Origin of the sequence: Actinomadura sp. 6N118 (assembly GCF_044326415.1) — a bacterium.
Taxonomy (GTDB): domain Bacteria; phylum Actinomycetota; class Actinomycetes; order Streptosporangiales; family Streptosporangiaceae; genus Spirillospora.
The window spans coordinates 182194-197315 of the sequence record NZ_JBIRAZ010000023.1; the positions used below are offsets into that span (position 1 = coordinate 182194).

Consider the following 15122-nt stretch of genomic DNA (forward strand, 5'->3'; position numbering starts at 1 on the left):
GCCGTATGGACCGTACGGGCCAGGTCGCCCTGGCCCGTAAGGCCCTTGCGGCCCTACGGGCGGGCGTGGGTGGTGGGGGCCGTATCCGTCTGGAGGCGGCCCGTAGGGGCCAGTCAAAGTCCCATGCTCCGTTCCTCGCCCTTCTGGGCGAGACGATCGCGCAGCATGGCGGCCTCGGTCGCGGGCAGCCCGGGAATCACGGCGTCCGTGGCGGCCGCGGCGGTGTGCATGCGGACGGTCGCGACGCCCATCCACTGCTCCAGCAGGCCCGCGGTCACGTCCACGAACTGCATCCGCCCGTACGGGACGACGATGAGCCGCTTGACGAACACCCCGTGCGACAGGATCAGGTCATCCGCCCGTTCCGCGTACCCCCACGAGCGGTAGGCCAGCTCGGCCACGATCCACGCGAGCCCCACCGAGAGCAGCACGGCCACACCCCAGAGGAGCGCTCCCAGCGCGCCGCCGCTCCGAGACATGAGGAAACCGCCGATGAGCCCTATCGGCACGGCCCAGAGCAGCGCGCTGACCCGCCGGTGCCAGGTGAAACGTCTGGAAATCTGCGCCCATGCCAAGCCACCCCCGGGCTCGAACGCCTGGTCGGCCGGATAGTGCGGCGCCTGCGCGGACGCAGGTGGCTGCGTCTGGGGCGTACCGCCGTACTGGGCCTGGCCACCGCCACCCGGTCCAGAAAAGGGCGGTTGCTCATCATGGGTCGGATTCATCACTGCATAGTCAACCCGAAACCGGCTGAATACCGCGAGCCTTTGTCCATGGCACGATGTCAAGCGTGAGCAGCCGGACAGGCGAAGGCGGTGACGCAGCCCATGACCACTGAGCGGACTGAACGGATCGTCGGCATCGGAGCAGGGGCCAAGGAGCTCGCCACCGAGGACATGACCCTCAACATCGGGCCCCAGCACCCGTCCACGCACGGCGTGCTCCGGCTGAGGCTGACCCTGGACGGCGAACGCATCTCGTCGGCCGAGCCGATCATCGGCTACATGCACCGGGGCGCCGAGAAGCTCTTCGAGGTGCGCGACTTCCGCCAGATCATCGTGCTGGCCAACCGGCATGACTGGCTGTCGGCGTTCTCCAACGAGCTCGGCGTGGTGCTGGCGGTCGAACGCATGCTGGGCATGGAGGTGCCCGACCGCGCGACCTGGGCGCGCACCCTCCTCGCCGAGCTCAACCGGGTGCTCAACCACCTGATGTTCCTCGGCTCGTACCCGCTCGAAGTGGGCGCGATCACACCGATCTTCTACGCGTTCCGGGAGCGCGAGCACCTCCAGCGCGTGATGGAGGAGATCTCCGGCGGCCGCATGCACTACATGTTCAACCGGGTCGGCGGCCTCAAGGAGGACCTCCCCGCGGGATGGACGCACCGCGCCCGCGAAGCCGTCACCGACGTCCGCTCCCGGATGAGCGACATCTCCGACCTGATCATGGGAAACGAGATCTTCCGCGCCCGCACCCGCGGCGTGGGCGTCCTTTCCGAGGAACAGATCCTGCAGTACGGGGTGTCCGGCCCGATCGCCCGTGCCTCCGGAGTGGACTTCGACCTGCGCCGGGACGAGCCGTACCTGGCCTACGGCGACCTCGACGTCCGGGTGGTCACCCGCGCCGAGGGCGACTGCCTGGCCCGTTTCGAGTGCCTGCTCGACCAGGTGTACGCGTCCCTAGACCTGGCCGACGCCTGCCTGGACCACCTAGGCGACCTTCCCCCCGGCCCGATCAACCAGCGCCTGCCGAAGGTCCTCAAAGTCCCGGAGGGCCACACCTACGCCTGGACCGAGAATCCCCTCGGCATCAACGGCTACTACCTGGTGTCACACGGCGAGAAGACCCCCTGGCGCATGAAGCTGCGCTCCGCCTCGTTCAACAACATCCAGGTCCTGTCGGAGTTGCTCCCCGGCACCCTCGTAGCCGACATGATCGCCATCCTCGGCTCAATGTTCTTCGTCGTAGGCGACATCGACAAATAGCCGATCGCCCCCGGACGGCATGAGACCCTCCTCTTCTCAGGCGCGGGAGGCGCCGCGGTCCTGGTCTTCTGCGTCAGGGTCCTTGGGGACCCGGCAGGCGTATTCCAGGAAGAACGCGGCGCCCACCAGCACCAGGGCGGCCAGGAACGTGCCGCCGCTCACGAAGAAGTCATGCCTCGGAGTCGGCTTGTCCAGGGCGTCGGTCAGGCTCAGGGCGAACCCGGCGAAGACGCCCGCCAGGACGCCCGCGGCGAGCGCCGTCGCCTTGCCGAGCGCGGCCATGCGGGCCACGACGAGCGGCTCGACCGGCTTGGTGCCGGGCTTGCGGCGGATCCGGCGCAGCGTGTTGACGCCGGTGACCGCCTCGCCGAGCGCCACCAGGAGCAGCGTCGGCACGGCGGTCCACGGCAGCGGCGGCAGGGACACGTAGGCGGTGCGCAGCACCGCCCAGGTGATCAACGTGATGATGATCACCAGGCCGGCGAGGAACGGGACGCGCGTGGGCTTCATGCAGGCGGTTGCAGCGTCAGATCGTCACGACGGCGCACGACCGAGGGGCCTCCCTCCGCCTGGCGGGCATCGGCCAGGTCGCCGACCCGCCCGTGCCCCGGGAGGAGGACGTCCGGCTCGATGTCCGCCCACGGCACGAGGACGAACGCCCGCTCGTGCGCGCGTGGGTGCGGCAGGGTGAGGTCCGGGTCGTCCATGGTGACGTTGCCGAACGTGACGATGTCGATGTCGAGCGTGCGCGGGCCCCAGCGGACCTCGCGTACTCGCTGCATCGAGTTCTCGATGTTGAGGACGCGTTCGAGGAGGTTCTCCGGTGGGAGCCGAGTGTCGGCCACCAGCACGATGTTGAGGTAGTCGCCCTGCTCGGGGATCGTGACCCCGGGCGGCGCGTACGGGGTGGTCTCGTACACCGGCGACAGCGCCACGAACGTCAGGCCGGGAGCGTCGAACAACGCGTCGACGGCCTCCTGGATGTTGTCCAGGCGGTCACCGAGGTTGCTGCCGAGAGAGAACACGACACGGTGCTGGACCAGCATGTGGCCACCGGTCGCGGTGCGTTCAGGGGTGTGGATGGGGTCGGACGCGGTCATGGGCGACTCCTCCTGATCTTCACGGCCACGTCCGTGAAGGGGTGCGGCACGGGGGCGCTCGGCTTGTGGACGGTGACCTCGACCTCCGCCACAGGGGCCTCTGCGAGGCAGATCCCTGCCAGCCGGTCGGCCAGTGTCTCGATGAGGTTCACGGGTTCCCCTTCGACGACGGCGACCAGGCGGCCGGCGAGCGATCCGTAGTCGACGGTACGGGATAGATCATCACCGGCGGCGGCCGGGCGGGTGTCGAGGCCCAGTTCGACGTCGACCACGAACTCCTGGCCGAGTTCACGCTCGGCCGGCAGGCAGCCATGCCGCCCCCGGGCCCGCAGGCCGCGCAGTTCGATCCGGTCGAGAATCATTCTTCCTCTGCGGTGTTGAGGATGGGTGATCCGTGGTGGAGCAGCAGGCGCCACGCCCCGTCCGAGCGGACGAAGATGTTGGTCGCCACGACCTCCCCACCGGCAAGGAAACCGGCCTCGGTGTCCTCGTCGGCGGTGAGGATGTTCTCCGAACAGGTCACGACGGCCTGGTCCCCGTGGATATCTGCCTCCACGTTGGTCAGAACAAACTGGATATAGCTCGTATTCGCCATGATCAACGCCCAGGATCGCAGCACCTCGTCCCGGCCGCGCAACATGGGCCAGCCGGGGTGCACGCAGGTCACGGCGGGCGCGTACGAGCCGTCCGCCCACAGCGCCGCCATCCGGTCGAGATCTCCGGCCTCGAACGCCGCGTAGAACTCCGCGTTCGCCTCCTCAAGGGCGGCGACCAGATCGGCTGGGCTCACTGCTGGGGGCTCCCGTCGGATGCGGCGCGCACGGCCGCCGCGACGCGCACGGCGTCCGCGTTGGGCCGTACGCGATGGACGCGGACGCACCACGCGCCCGCGGCGGCGACCAGCGACGTGATCGCCACGGTGGCGTCGTCGCAGTCGGTGAACGAACGCGGCGTCCCGTCCTCGGCGGCGAGCAGCCGCCCCAGGAACCGCTTGCGGGAGGCCCCCACGAGCACCGGATAACCGGTGTCCAGCAGCGCGTCCAGCCGGGCGATGAGCTGCCAGTTGTGCCCCGCCTCAGCGCTCTTGGCGAAGCCGAGCCCCGGATCGAGCACGATCATCGACGGATCGACCCCGGCTCCCAGGATCGCGTCCACCCGCCCGAGCAGCTCGTCCCGCACCTCGCGCACGACATCGTCGTAGACGGCGCGCGTCTGCATGTCGTGGCTGTGCCCGCGCCAGTGCATGACCACGTACGGTACGCCCGTCGCGGCGACCACCCGCGCCATGTCAGGGTCGGCGAGCCCGCCGCTGACGTCGTTGACGAGCCGGGCCCCCGCGGCCACCGCGGCCTCGGCCACCTCGGCCCGCATGGTGTCGACGCTGACCGGCACGCCCTCGGCGCTCAGCGCCTCGATGACGGGCACGACCCGGCGCAGCTCCTCATCCTGGGAAACCCGCTGGGCCCCCGGCCGGGTGGACTCACCCCCCACGTCCACCACATCGGCGCCCTCGGCGACTAGGTCGATCCCATGCCGGATCGCCTTGTCCGGATCGAACCAGGCCCCACCATCGGAGAACGAGTCCGGCGTCACATTGACCACGCCCATGACAAGGCATCGCCCTGTCGTAGGGAGCCCAGGCACACCGGCAGTGGTCATGCCATCAACCCTATGCCTTGATCCAGATGCGCAAAGCGCCACGGCCCGGCTGTGGCGGACGCTACCCATGATGCTGTGGCGGACGCCACCCGACGCCACCCCAAAATGCTGAGGCGGACGCTAGCCCATGATGAGGCCCATGGCCTCGGCGCGGGTTTCGGCGTGTTCGCGGAAGTCGCCTCGTACGGCGGAGGTGACGGTCTTGGCGCCTGGCTTGCGGACGCCGCGCATGGTCATGCAGAGGTGCTCAGCCTCGATCACGACGATGACGCCGCGGGGCTCCAGGATGCGCATGAGGGCGTCAGCCACCTGGCTGGTCAGGCGTTCCTGGACCTGGGGGCGGCGGGCGAAGACGTCGACCAGGCGCGCCAGCTTGGAGAGCCCGGTGATCTGGCCGCTCTCGTTGGGCGTGTAGCCCACGTGCGCGACACCATGGAAGGGGACGAGGTGATGTTCGCAGACTGAGTAGACCTCGATGTCCTTGACCAGGACCATCTCGTCGTGGTCGGCCTCGAAGACCTTGTTGAGGACGTCTTCGGGCTTCTGGTGGAGGCCGGCGAACTGCTCGGCGTACGCGCGGGCGACGCGGGCCGGAGTGTCACGCAGGCCGTCGCGGTCGGGGTCCTCGCCGATGGCGTGCAGGATCTCGCGGACGGCCTTTTCGATCCGGGCGGGGTCGAAGCCCGGGGGAAGATCCCCCAGGGCCTCGTCCTCGTCGTACGGAAATGCCAATTCGGTCAGCTCTCAGGCGCCGGATCGATGGCCGGCTCCGGGTCTCCGGCGGCCTGGCCGTTGCCCTTGGTCAGGTCGGCGACGTCCTGCGGACCCATCAGGGCGAGCTCCTTGGGCGTCAGCACCGGCGGGCGGTCCGACGGTAGGCGCTTGCCGTAACCGGTGTAGGACTTCTGGAGCGGCCGCTTCTGGATCGGAGCGAAGATCTCCAGAACCTGGTCCTTGGAGAGCGTCTCCTTCTCCATCAGGTTGACCACGAGGTCGTCCAGGACGTCCCGGTATTCGACCAGGATCTCCCAGGCGGTGTCGTGGGCGCCCTCGATGTAGCGGCGGACCTCGTCGTCGATCGCGGAGGCGATGTCCTCGGAGTAGTCCCGCTCGTGGCCCATGTCACGGCCGAGGAAGACCTCGCCCGCGCCGGTGCCGAACTTGCGGGCGCCGAGGCGCTCGCTCATGCCGTACTCGGTGACCATGTTGCGGGCGATCGAGGTCGCCTTCTCGATGTCGTTGGCCGCGCCCGTGGTGGGCTCGTGGAAGACGAGCTCCTCAGCGGTACGGCCGCCCAGCAGCATGGCCAGCTGGTCGTTCATCTCCGAGCGCGTGGTAAGGAACTTGTCTTCCATCGGCAGGGTCATGGTGTAGCCCAGGGCCCGGCCGCGCGGCAGGATCGTCACCTTGTGCACGGGGTCGGCGTTCGGCAGCGCGTGCGCCACCAGAGCGTGCCCGCCCTCGTGGTAGGCGATGATCTTCTTTTCCTTCTCGGACATGACGCGGGACTTGCGCTCCGGCCCGGCCATCACGCGGTCGATGGACTCCTCAAGGGTGTCCATGTCGATCAGCTTGCGGTCGAAGCGCGCGGTGAGCAGTGCCGCCTCGTTGATCACGTTGGCCAGGTCGGCGCCGGTGAAGCCCGGCGTGCGGCGCGCGATCACGTCGAGATCGACGTCCGGGGCGAACGGCTTGCCGCGGCCGTGCACCCGGAGGATGCCCTTACGGCCCTCCAGGTCGGGCCGGTCGACCGTGACCTGCCGGTCGAAACGGCCCGGGCGCAGCAGCGCCGGGTCGAGGATGTCGGGCCGGTTGGTCGCGGCGATCAGGATCACGCCGCCCTTGACGTCGAAGCCGTCCATCTCGACGAGCAGCTGGTTGAGGGTCTGCTCGCGCTCGTCGTGGCCGCCGCCGAGCCCGGCACCGCGGTGCCGGCCGACGGCGTCGATCTCGTCGATGAAGATGATCGAGGGGGCGTTGGCCTTGGCCTGCTCGAACAGGTCGCGAACGCGGGACGCGCCGACACCGACGAACATCTCGACGAAGTCCGAACCGGAGATCGAGTAGAACGGCACGCCGGCCTCGCCCGCGACGGCACGCGCCAGCAGGGTCTTACCGGTACCGGGCGGGCCGTAGAGCAGCACGCCCTTGGGGATCTTGGCGCCGATGGACTGGAACTTGGCCGGGTTCTGGAGGAAGTCCTTGATCTCCTCCAGCTCCTCCAAGGCCTCGTCCGCGCCCGCGACATCGGCGAAGGTGGTCTTCGGCGTGTCCTTGGTGATCAACTTCGCCTTGGACTTGCCGAAGTTCATCACGCGAGAGCCGCCGCCCTGCATCTGGTTCATGATGAACAGGAAGATCAGCACGATCACCACGATGGGCAACAGGCTGAACAGCAGGTTCAAGAAGAAGCTCTGCTTGGGAACCTCGACGTTGTAGCCACCCGAAAGGCTCCCGGCCTGCGCCTGCTGTTGCAGCGCGCGCTGGAGCTCGATGCCCTGGCCGTCGACCCAGGAGGCCTGCTGTTGCTTGCCGTCCTTGAGGGTGACCTCGATCCGCTGGTCCTTGTCGATGATCTTGGCGGACTTCACCTGTCCGCTCTGGATCTCTGAGACCACTTTGGAAGTGTCGGTCTTCTCGTACGAACGGCCGGGGTTGATCCCCCACATCACGAGGGCGATCAAGAGGCCGAACAGCAGGATCCACAGCAGCGGCCCGCGAAAGTAGCGCTTCACGTCCATTTATCCGGTCACCCCTTCCGGGGCCCGTCCCTCCTGACCAACGTCTGTGAACCGGCTCCGAGCACGTCAGACCCGTCATATCGGGGCCCATCGCCATCCGGGGCGGCCTTCGTCAAGCAGTGTCCCTGGCCGAGGCCCGGGATACCGAAGGTACACCGGCAGCACAGGGGACGCAGCCAGCGCCGATCCCTGATCCGTTCGATATACCCTTCAACGTCCCTTGCAACGATCCGCGCAGGCGCCTTGTTCCCGGTCAGGCCCCGTCGCCGCCGTACACGTGTGGCGCAAGGGTCCCGACGAACGGCAGGTTCCGGTATTTCTCGGCGTAGTCCAGCCCGTAACCGACCACAAACTCGTTCGGAATGTCGAATCCAAGGTACTTGCAGCCAATCTCTGTTTTGACCGCTTCCGGCTTGCGCAGCAGCGCACAGATCTCCAGCGACGCCGGCCCGCGCGAACGCAGGTTGCTGACCAGCCAGGACAGCGTCAGCCCCGAGTCGATGATGTCCTCGACGATGAGGACGTGCCGGTTCAGGATGTCGGTGTCCAGGTCCTTGAGGATCCGCACCACGCCGGACGACTTGGTGCCCGAGCCGTACGAGGACACCGCCATCCAGTCCATGGAGGCGGGCGCGTGCAACGCCCGCGCCAGATCAGCCATGATCATGACGGCGCCCTTGAGCACGCCCACCAGCAGGAGATCCTTGCCGGCGTAGTCGGCGTCGATCTGCACCGCCAGCTCGCGCACCTTGGCCTGCAACTGGTCCTCGGGGATGAGCACCTTCGCCAGGTCAGCGCCCAGATCCTTCTCGTCCACAACCCCACCCTCTTGGAGACGAATGCGCTGCGTGGCAGCGCGCACACGGCACGGCTCCGTTCGCACGCAGGCCACAGCACCTACTGCTGGACGCGGCGCGGCGGGAGTCCTGTCCCAAACAGCAGCTTCCCATACCGGCGAAATGCCCGTATGCCCGCCGGAAGGTCGACGTGCTGCTGTCCGTGCCAGGCTGTGACCAGCCGATCCACTGCATCAACGTGGACGGCCGCGAGCGTACCCGGTGGGCTGCCCGCCTCGACCGCCGCCATCCGCAATACCCGGGTCCGCACCGCCCGAGGCAACTCCGCGAGCCCCTCCACCGGCAGTCCCTCCTCCGCCAGCAGCTCGACTGAGGCCTGAGAGCTTTGAGAGGCCAGAGAGATCTGAGAGCTCTGAGAGGCCTTTGTGGTCTGAGTTGTCTGATCCGTCGTCAGGAGGTCTTGATAGGCGCGTTTGGCCAGGGCTTCTAGGGCATCTGCGTCGTCGCGGAGCATGCGGGCTGTGCGTGCCAGGGCGTCGGTCACCCCTGGGCCGAGGGTCTTTTCCAGTACGGGCAGCGCCTCGTTCCGTACGCGAACGCGCTTGAAGGACGGGTCTTCGTTGTGGGGGTCGTCCCACGGTTCGAGACCCAAAACCTCGCAGGCCCGGCGCGTGGTGGCGCGTTCGATCTCCAGTAGAGGCCGCAGATAGCGGGCCCCTGACGGCCGTTCGAACGCGGGGGGCATTCCTGCCAGGGAACGAGCACCGGAGCCCCGCGCCAGGCCGAGAAGGACGGTCTCCGCCTGGTCGTCACGGGTGTGCCCGAGGAGGACCGCGGCCTTGCCCAGCCGGGCCGCGGACCTGTCCAAGGCCGCGTACCTCGCCTCGCGTGCGGCGTTCTCCGGGCCGCCCTCCTGGCCGACGGTCACAGCGACCGATCCGGCGGGGTCGAGCCCGAGGTCGGCCATGGTCCGCACGAGGCGTGCAGCGCGTTCGTCCGAGCCTTCCTGCAGGCCGTGGTCGATCGTCACCCCTCCAGCGCGACGGCCGTTGCGCGGGGCCTCGAAGGCGAGCGCCGCCGCCAGCGCCAGCGAGTCGACGCCACCGCTGCAGGCCACCAGCACCAGGGCGCCCGGCGTCACAGCGTCAAGCGCCTGCCGGACCGCCACCCGTACCGCCGCGACGGCCGGATCGGGCCCCATGAGCTCCCCTCTCGTCAACCTGCGGCGAGGGCGCCGCAGGTCAACGAAACCACGTGCCGCCGACATGACACGAGGCACGTCCGTCGAACACGCCGGGGTGAGGGGATCAGGCCTCGCTGACCTCCGGCGGGGCGTCGAGCTCGCGGGGACCGACGACCCGGTTCATCCAGTCGCTCGGTTCCTTGATCTCGTCGTGCGTCGGCAGCGTCTCCGGGGACTGCCAGATCTTGTTGAAGCCGTCCATTCCGACCTCGGCGACGACGCGATGAACGAATCGTGAACCTTCCGCGTACTGCTTCATCTTGAGATCGATCCCGAGGACGCGGCGGATCGTCTTGTCCATCCGTGAGCCGCCGTCACGCCGTCCCTGGAAGCGGGCACGGATCTGCTGCACCGACGGCACGACCTCGGGACCGACGGCGTCCATCACGTAGTCGCCGTGCCCCTCGACGAGGGTCATGACGGCGGTGAGCCGGTCCAGGATCTCGCGCTGCTCGGGCGACTGGATCGCGTCGATCAGAGTGGAGTCGCCGCCGCGGACGGCGTCGGCGACCGCCTCGGCCGCGTCCCGGATCCGGTCCAGCATCGCGCCGGGGTCGAGGTCGGAGGCGAGCAGGAACTTGGTCATCTGGTCCTGCACGTACTCACGCAGCCACGGCACGCCCGTGAACTGCGTGCGGTGCGTCTCCTCGTGGAGGCACACCCACAGCCGGAAGTCGCGCGGGTCCACGCCGAGCTCCTGCTCAACGTGGACGATGTTGGGTGCGACGAGAGTGAGCCGGCCGGTCGGCGCGCGCCCGGACGGATCCGGCGGCAGGAACAGCTCGTACTGTCCCAGCACGCGGCTCGCCATGTACGCGAGGATGCCGCCGACCTGCATCCCGGTCACCCGGGAGCCGACGGCCTGGACCATCACGCCACCCGCTCCGCCGCTGAGCAGACCAGTGCCACGCCGCTCCTGCATCTGCTCCATGAGCGGTTCGAGCACCACCTTGAAGCCGTCCACATTGGCCCGGATCCAGCCCGGACGGTCCACGATCGTGGCCGGTGCTGGATCCTGCTCTCCCTGGATGCCCGTGAAGTCGAGGACGTGCCCCTGCGCGAGCCCGGACAGCTCGCGGAGCTCATCGACGACCTGGCGGGCCGCTTCGTGGCTGACCTGCGGGCCCGGCCGGACAAGCCGGGTCCCCGTCTGGACGGCCACGTTCCAGTCGATCATTGAGGCGCTCATACATCCCACCGTACGTTTCGACACGGCGCCCGGGCGCCCCTGCACACAGGTTCAACGAACAACCGTTTTGGTTATCTCCCGCAGGGCCTTTTCCCACACTTGCCCCAGTTGGGCCGCCAGCTGGCCCCGAGGTCAGCAGCCGCAGGCGGCGAGGGCGCCGGCCAGCCGGTCCAGCTTGCCGGGATCGACGGGGCCGCGGCCGTCGCCGGCCATGAAGGCGAAGGCCAGCAGGCGTCCGTCGGCGTCGTAGGCGACGCCGGCAAGGGTGCTGACTCCGGAGAGGGTTCCGGTCTTGGCTCGGACCATCCCGGCTCCGGCCTGGCTGCCAGGGACCCTGTAGCGGGGTGGTCCGAGAGTGCCGGAGAAGCCCGCGACCGGCATTCCGGTGACCACGGCTCGCAGCTCAGGGCGTTCGGGGGACGCGGCGAGCGCGGCGATCCGGGCGAGGGCGAGCGGCGTGATCTGATTGCGCGGCGAGAGACCGCTGCCGTCGTTGGTCAGCACTCCATCGGCGACGCCCAAGGCGCCCAGGATTTCTCGTACGGCCTGTGCTCCACCGGCGAACGTGACGGGCTGGCCTAGCTTGACCGCCACCTGGCGCAGCACGGCTTCGGCCACATCGTTGTCGCTGTGCGTCATCAGGTACTCAACGAATTCGGCAAGGGTGGGCGATTGAACGGCCCCCAGGCGCTGGCCCCCGGCGGGCGCCCGCGTCTGCCGTCCGGCCGTGGTCTTCACCCCGTGCCGGCTTAGCAGCGTGGCGAACGTGGCGGCGGCGGCTCGGGGCGGGTCTCCGGCGCGGGTGTTCTGCTCCGGGTTACCGGGAGCCAGGCGCCCCTCGTCCACCGTCAACGCGGAAACAGGGGCGACCTCGCCGTCCGGGAGATAATTGGGCTTCCAACTGGCAGCCGCGCGAGGGCCCTGGTAGGCCGAGACATCGAAATCCACCCGCACGCGCCGTACGCCAGCCGCTTTGAGTGTCGTCGCGGTCTGCCGGGCCAGATCGGTGAACGAGGCGAACGCCGGGTCTCCCGGCCCGGAAGGTGAAGTGCCGGAAGATGACGTGCCCGGAGATGACGTGCTCAAAGGTGACGTGCTCGAAGATGACGTGGAGGGGCGCGCGGTCACGGTAGGATCCCCGCCTCCGACCAGGACCACGCTGTCACCGGTGCCGCCCTTGACCGCCTGTGTGGTGATCCGGTGCGTGGGGCCCAGTGCGGCCAGCGCGGCCACCGAGGTCACCAGCTTCGTGGTGGAGGCCGGGGTGGCGGGACGGTCGGCACGCTGCTGGAACAGGATGCGGCGGGTCGTCGCGTCGATCACCACGGCGTTGATCTTCTCGCCGGGGCCGCCGATCAGGGCGTTCAGGCGGGTGGCCAGGACGCCTGCGTCCGGGACGCGGGCGGCCCGGTCCACGCCCGGCTGCCCGGCCGCGGCCAGCACGACCTCACGACCCGCCACCGTCGGCGGCCAGGGGGAAAGCCGCCGATCAGGTGTGAGTTTCGCCACTGCGATGCCCGCGCCGAGTGTGAAGACATTAAGAAGGGACAGCGTGATCATTGCGAGGGTGAGGGCCCTTCCGCGCACGTAACCGCCCCTCTCCCACTCAGCACTCATCAACGTGCGACATCCTTATATATGGGAACACCCACCCTGTGAGGGCCGCCTGCGGCCGCACGGGCTCCCGAAAGCCTAGACACTGCGAACACGCGGGGAGCGGAGGACATCTTGGAATTCGACGTCGTCATTGAGATCCCGAGGGGCAGCCGGAACAAGTACGAGGTGGACCACGAGACCGGCCGCATCCGGCTGGACCGCATGCTCTTCACGTCCACGCAGTACCCGGCCGACTACGGGTTCGTCGAGGACACGCTCGGCGAGGACGGCGACCCGCTCGACGCGCTGGTCATCCTCCAGGAGCCGACGTTTCCGGGGTGTCTCATCAAGTGCCGCGCCGTCGGCATGTTCCGGATGACCGACGAGGCCGGCGGTGACGACAAGGTCCTGTGCGTCCCGGCGACCGACCCGCGCAGCGAGCACCTGCGGGACATCCACCACGTCCCGGAGTTCGACCGCCTGGAGATCCAGCACTTCTTCGAGGTCTACAAGGACCTCGAGCCCGGCAAGTCCGTCGAGGGCGCCAACTGGGTCGGGCGTGTCGAGGCCGAGATCGAGATCGAGCGCTCCATCAAGCGCCAGGCGGAGAGGGTCGCGCAAGGCGGGCACTAACTAGTCGCGCTGGACGGTGCCGGTTTGCTCCCCGCGCCGCCGTTCGAGCCAGGACATCGGAACGCTTCCGTACGAGAGACTCGTACGGAAGCGTTCCGCTCTCCGGAGACCATCCAGCCCGCTGGGCACGTCACTTACGGCCCGCTGAGCGCACCTTCAGCCCGCAGGGCGCGTCACCTTCAGCCCGCAGGGCGCGTCACCTTCAGCCCGCAGGGCGCGTCACCTTCAGCCCGCAGGGCGCGTCACCTTCAGCCCGCAGGGCGCGTCACCTCAGCCCGCTGGGCGCGTCGCGCCGATGAGGCCGTGGCGATGGATGGTGGAGATGCGCACCCGGGCGCCGGTGTAGGGCGCCTCGACCATGCGTCCTTGGCCGATGTAGATGCCGACGTGGTGGATGGTGTCGGGGTTCGAGGTGTTGTTCGCGAAGAACACCAGGTCACCGGACCGCAGCCTGTTGAGCGGTATGTGCGGGCCTGACGTCCACTGCGTGCCCGTCCAGTGGTCGAGCCGGACGCCTGCCTTGCTCCACGCGTACAGCGCCAGCCCAGAGCAGTCGAAGCCGAAGATGCCCGCACCGTGGGCGATGCCGTAGCTGGGACCCCGGGAGTTTCCGCCGCCCCACGAGTACGGCGTGCCGAGCCATTTGAGCGCCGCCCGTACGGCCACTGAGCCTCGGCCCGACCCCCGCGCCAGCGCGATCGCCGAACGTCCCGAACCGCCGTAGGCCAGCCGCACACGCCCTGCCTCCGCTTTGGCCAACGCGGCCGCACGCGCCCTCTGCAGGTGCGCGGTACGTTGCTCGGCGGCGCTGAGGCGCTGCTCCAGACGCCGCTTCTCAGCACCGATCCGGCCGACTGCGGCCCGTTGCCGCTCCACTGCTGTGACCGCGGCCTTCCGCGCGGCCTCCGCCCGCCGCGTCGCCGCGTTCTGCTCGTTGAGGGCGAGCTGCGACTGCCTGCGGAACACGTCGGCGACGTTCCTTGCCGCCTCGACCTTCTGAACGGTGGCGGTACGTTTGCGCGCCAGCATCTCCATCATCCCGGCGCGGTCCATGAAGCCCTGCGGGCCACCCCTTCCCGCCACCGCCGCGGACCACGGGTTATAGCCGGTGTCGGCCTGGTAAGCCTCGGCGGCGAACGTCGCCATCTCCGCCTGAACCACCGCCAGATGCCCGTTGGCCTGCGTAAGCCGAGCCTGGGCGTCGGCATACGCTTGCGCAGCCTGCTGCAGCTTGACGACCTCGCCGTTGTAACGTTCAACCGCCACGGCCGCCGCCACAGCAAGCCGCTCAAGCCCGGCGTTGGCCTGGGCGAGCATCGCCTTGGTGCGACCGAGGTCCTTGGCCCGTTCGTCGACCTCACGCCGGCTCTCACGGACGTCGCGCGCACTCGGCGCGGGCTTCGCGTGGACGGCCGGTACGTGCAGCCCTGCGACCGTCAACACGATCCCGGACGACACGGCCATCAAACGCAGCTGTGCTGTGCTCGGTGACGGAAACACGGTCCCCCCTGCCGTGAATCACCTTGTGAAAGTGATCTGTGACAGAGAGTAGTTGATCCGGGCACCACGAACGAACTCCCGTCACAGAGGTCGCAAGGGTGATTACCCGAAGTGATCTTTCTGCACACCCAGCAGCCGGACGATCCACGGACGCACGGTCGTTCGCGGCAACGGCACCCGCGGGTAGCTGAAGATCGGCACCGCCGCGCCATAGGCAGCCCGCAACTCGGCTGCCTTGCACCAGTCCGCGGGCGTGCGCGTCGCCGCCCATGCGGCCGCCATCGCAGTCCGGTACTCGGACCGCCGCTCCCACAACCGCAGCAATGCCACGGTCGCGCGCGCCGCTGAGTAGCCGTCATCCGGATAGGCGCCGCCCGCCAGATACGCGGCGGTCGCCTGGCCCCCATGCGGAGTCCCCAGCGCCCACGTCCAGTTGGCCACGACCAGTTCTCGCACCTCCACCGGCAGCCGATCCGCCGCCGCATACATCCGTTCGCGCCGTCCGCCTCCCAGCCGACGAGAGTCCAGCAACCACCCCAGGTCCCCCTCCCAAACCGCCACAGCCCCCAAAGCGCGGCCCCTCGTAGCGGCGGCGGCCGATGGGGTAGCGGCCGGTGGGGTGGCGGCCGGTGGGGTGGCGGCCGGTGGGGTGGCGGCCGGTGGGGTGGCGGCCGGTGGG

General features: G+C 68.9%; 16 protein-coding genes. 2 read left to right on the plus strand and 14 right to left on the minus strand.

Annotation, left to right across the window (positions count from 1 at the left end; all coding sequences use genetic code 11):
• Positions 1-113: 113 nt before the first annotated feature.
• Positions 114-725 (minus strand): PH domain-containing protein, encoded by a 612-nt coding sequence (locus ACH34W_RS43530; protein ID WP_395967080.1) that lies wholly within the window; start codon positions 723-725, stop codon positions 114-116.
• 102 nt (positions 726-827) lie between these two features.
• Between ACH34W_RS43530 and ACH34W_RS43535 the strand changes: the two genes are divergently transcribed.
• The gene (locus ACH34W_RS43535) at positions 828-1985 is read left to right on the plus strand and encodes an NADH-quinone oxidoreductase subunit D (protein ID WP_395967081.1); all 1158 of its coding nucleotides are present in this window, start codon (positions 828-830) and stop codon (positions 1983-1985) included.
• A gap of 36 nt (positions 1986-2021) precedes the next feature.
• On the opposite strand, the gene ACH34W_RS43540 is transcribed toward ACH34W_RS43535, so the two are convergent.
• The 11 genes from ACH34W_RS43540 to dacB all read right to left on the minus strand — a co-directional run bounded on the left by ACH34W_RS43540 (position 2022) and on the right by dacB (position 12331).
• The gene (locus ACH34W_RS43540) at positions 2022-2495 is read right to left on the minus strand and encodes a DUF3180 domain-containing protein (RefSeq protein WP_395967082.1); all 474 of its coding nucleotides are present in this window, start codon (positions 2493-2495) and stop codon (positions 2022-2024) included.
• Positions 2492-3085, minus strand: a complete 594-nt coding sequence (gene folK, locus ACH34W_RS43545; RefSeq protein ID WP_395967083.1) for a 2-amino-4-hydroxy-6-hydroxymethyldihydropteridine diphosphokinase — start codon at positions 3083-3085, stop codon at positions 2492-2494. Before folK ends, ACH34W_RS43540 begins: the two co-directional genes overlap by 4 nt.
• Entirely contained in the window at positions 3082-3447 is a 366-nt protein-coding gene (folB, locus tag ACH34W_RS43550; protein WP_395967084.1) for a dihydroneopterin aldolase, read from the minus strand. Before folB ends, folK begins: the two co-directional genes overlap by 4 nt.
• Entirely contained in the window at positions 3444-3875 is a 432-nt protein-coding gene (locus ACH34W_RS43555; RefSeq protein WP_395967085.1) for a nuclear transport factor 2 family protein, read from the minus strand. The genes folB and ACH34W_RS43555 overlap by 4 nt, the downstream gene beginning before the upstream one ends.
• The gene (gene folP / locus ACH34W_RS43560) at positions 3872-4744 is read right to left on the minus strand and encodes a dihydropteroate synthase (protein ID WP_395967086.1); all 873 of its coding nucleotides are present in this window, start codon (positions 4742-4744) and stop codon (positions 3872-3874) included. Before folP ends, ACH34W_RS43555 begins: the two co-directional genes overlap by 4 nt.
• A gap of 120 nt (positions 4745-4864) precedes the next feature.
• The gene (gene folE / locus ACH34W_RS43565; protein ID WP_395967087.1) at positions 4865-5476 is read right to left on the minus strand and encodes a GTP cyclohydrolase I FolE; all 612 of its coding nucleotides are present in this window, start codon (positions 5474-5476) and stop codon (positions 4865-4867) included.
• Positions 5477-5481: 5 nt separating this feature from the next.
• Positions 5482-7485, minus strand: coding sequence for an ATP-dependent zinc metalloprotease FtsH (gene ftsH, locus ACH34W_RS43570; protein WP_395967088.1), 2004 nt, complete (start codon positions 7483-7485; stop codon positions 5482-5484).
• Positions 7486-7738: 253 nt separating this feature from the next.
• The gene (hpt, locus tag ACH34W_RS43575) at positions 7739-8302 is read right to left on the minus strand and encodes a hypoxanthine phosphoribosyltransferase (protein WP_395967089.1); all 564 of its coding nucleotides are present in this window, start codon (positions 8300-8302) and stop codon (positions 7739-7741) included.
• A gap of 80 nt (positions 8303-8382) precedes the next feature.
• On the minus strand, positions 8383-9483 hold the full coding sequence (gene tilS, locus ACH34W_RS43580) for a tRNA lysidine(34) synthetase TilS (protein WP_395967090.1): 1101 nt from the start codon (positions 9481-9483) through the stop codon (positions 8383-8385).
• A gap of 106 nt (positions 9484-9589) precedes the next feature.
• On the minus strand, positions 9590-10702 hold the full coding sequence (locus ACH34W_RS43585; protein WP_395967103.1) for a zinc-dependent metalloprotease: 1113 nt from the start codon (positions 10700-10702) through the stop codon (positions 9590-9592).
• Positions 10703-10846: 144 nt separating this feature from the next.
• Complete coding sequence (dacB, locus tag ACH34W_RS43590; RefSeq protein ID WP_395967091.1) at positions 10847-12331, minus strand: D-alanyl-D-alanine carboxypeptidase/D-alanyl-D-alanine-endopeptidase; 1485 nt, start codon at positions 12329-12331, stop codon at positions 10847-10849.
• A 111-nt stretch (positions 12332-12442) separates the two neighbouring features.
• Between dacB and ACH34W_RS43595 the strand changes: the two genes are divergently transcribed.
• Positions 12443-12943 carry an inorganic diphosphatase gene (locus ACH34W_RS43595; RefSeq protein WP_395967092.1) on the plus strand — a complete coding sequence of 167 codons (501 nt, stop codon included), beginning with the start codon at positions 12443-12445 and terminating at the stop codon, positions 12941-12943.
• A gap of 270 nt (positions 12944-13213) precedes the next feature.
• Here the strand turns inward: ACH34W_RS43595 and ACH34W_RS43600 are convergent, their stop codons facing one another.
• Together ACH34W_RS43600 and ACH34W_RS43605 are read right to left on the minus strand one after the other, a co-directional pair.
• Positions 13214-14386, minus strand: a complete 1173-nt coding sequence (locus ACH34W_RS43600) for an NlpC/P60 family protein (protein WP_395967093.1) — start codon at positions 14384-14386, stop codon at positions 13214-13216.
• A gap of 159 nt (positions 14387-14545) precedes the next feature.
• Positions 14546-15122 (minus strand): hypothetical protein (locus tag ACH34W_RS43605; RefSeq protein ID WP_395967094.1); only part of this gene is annotated, 577 nt, incomplete at its 5' end.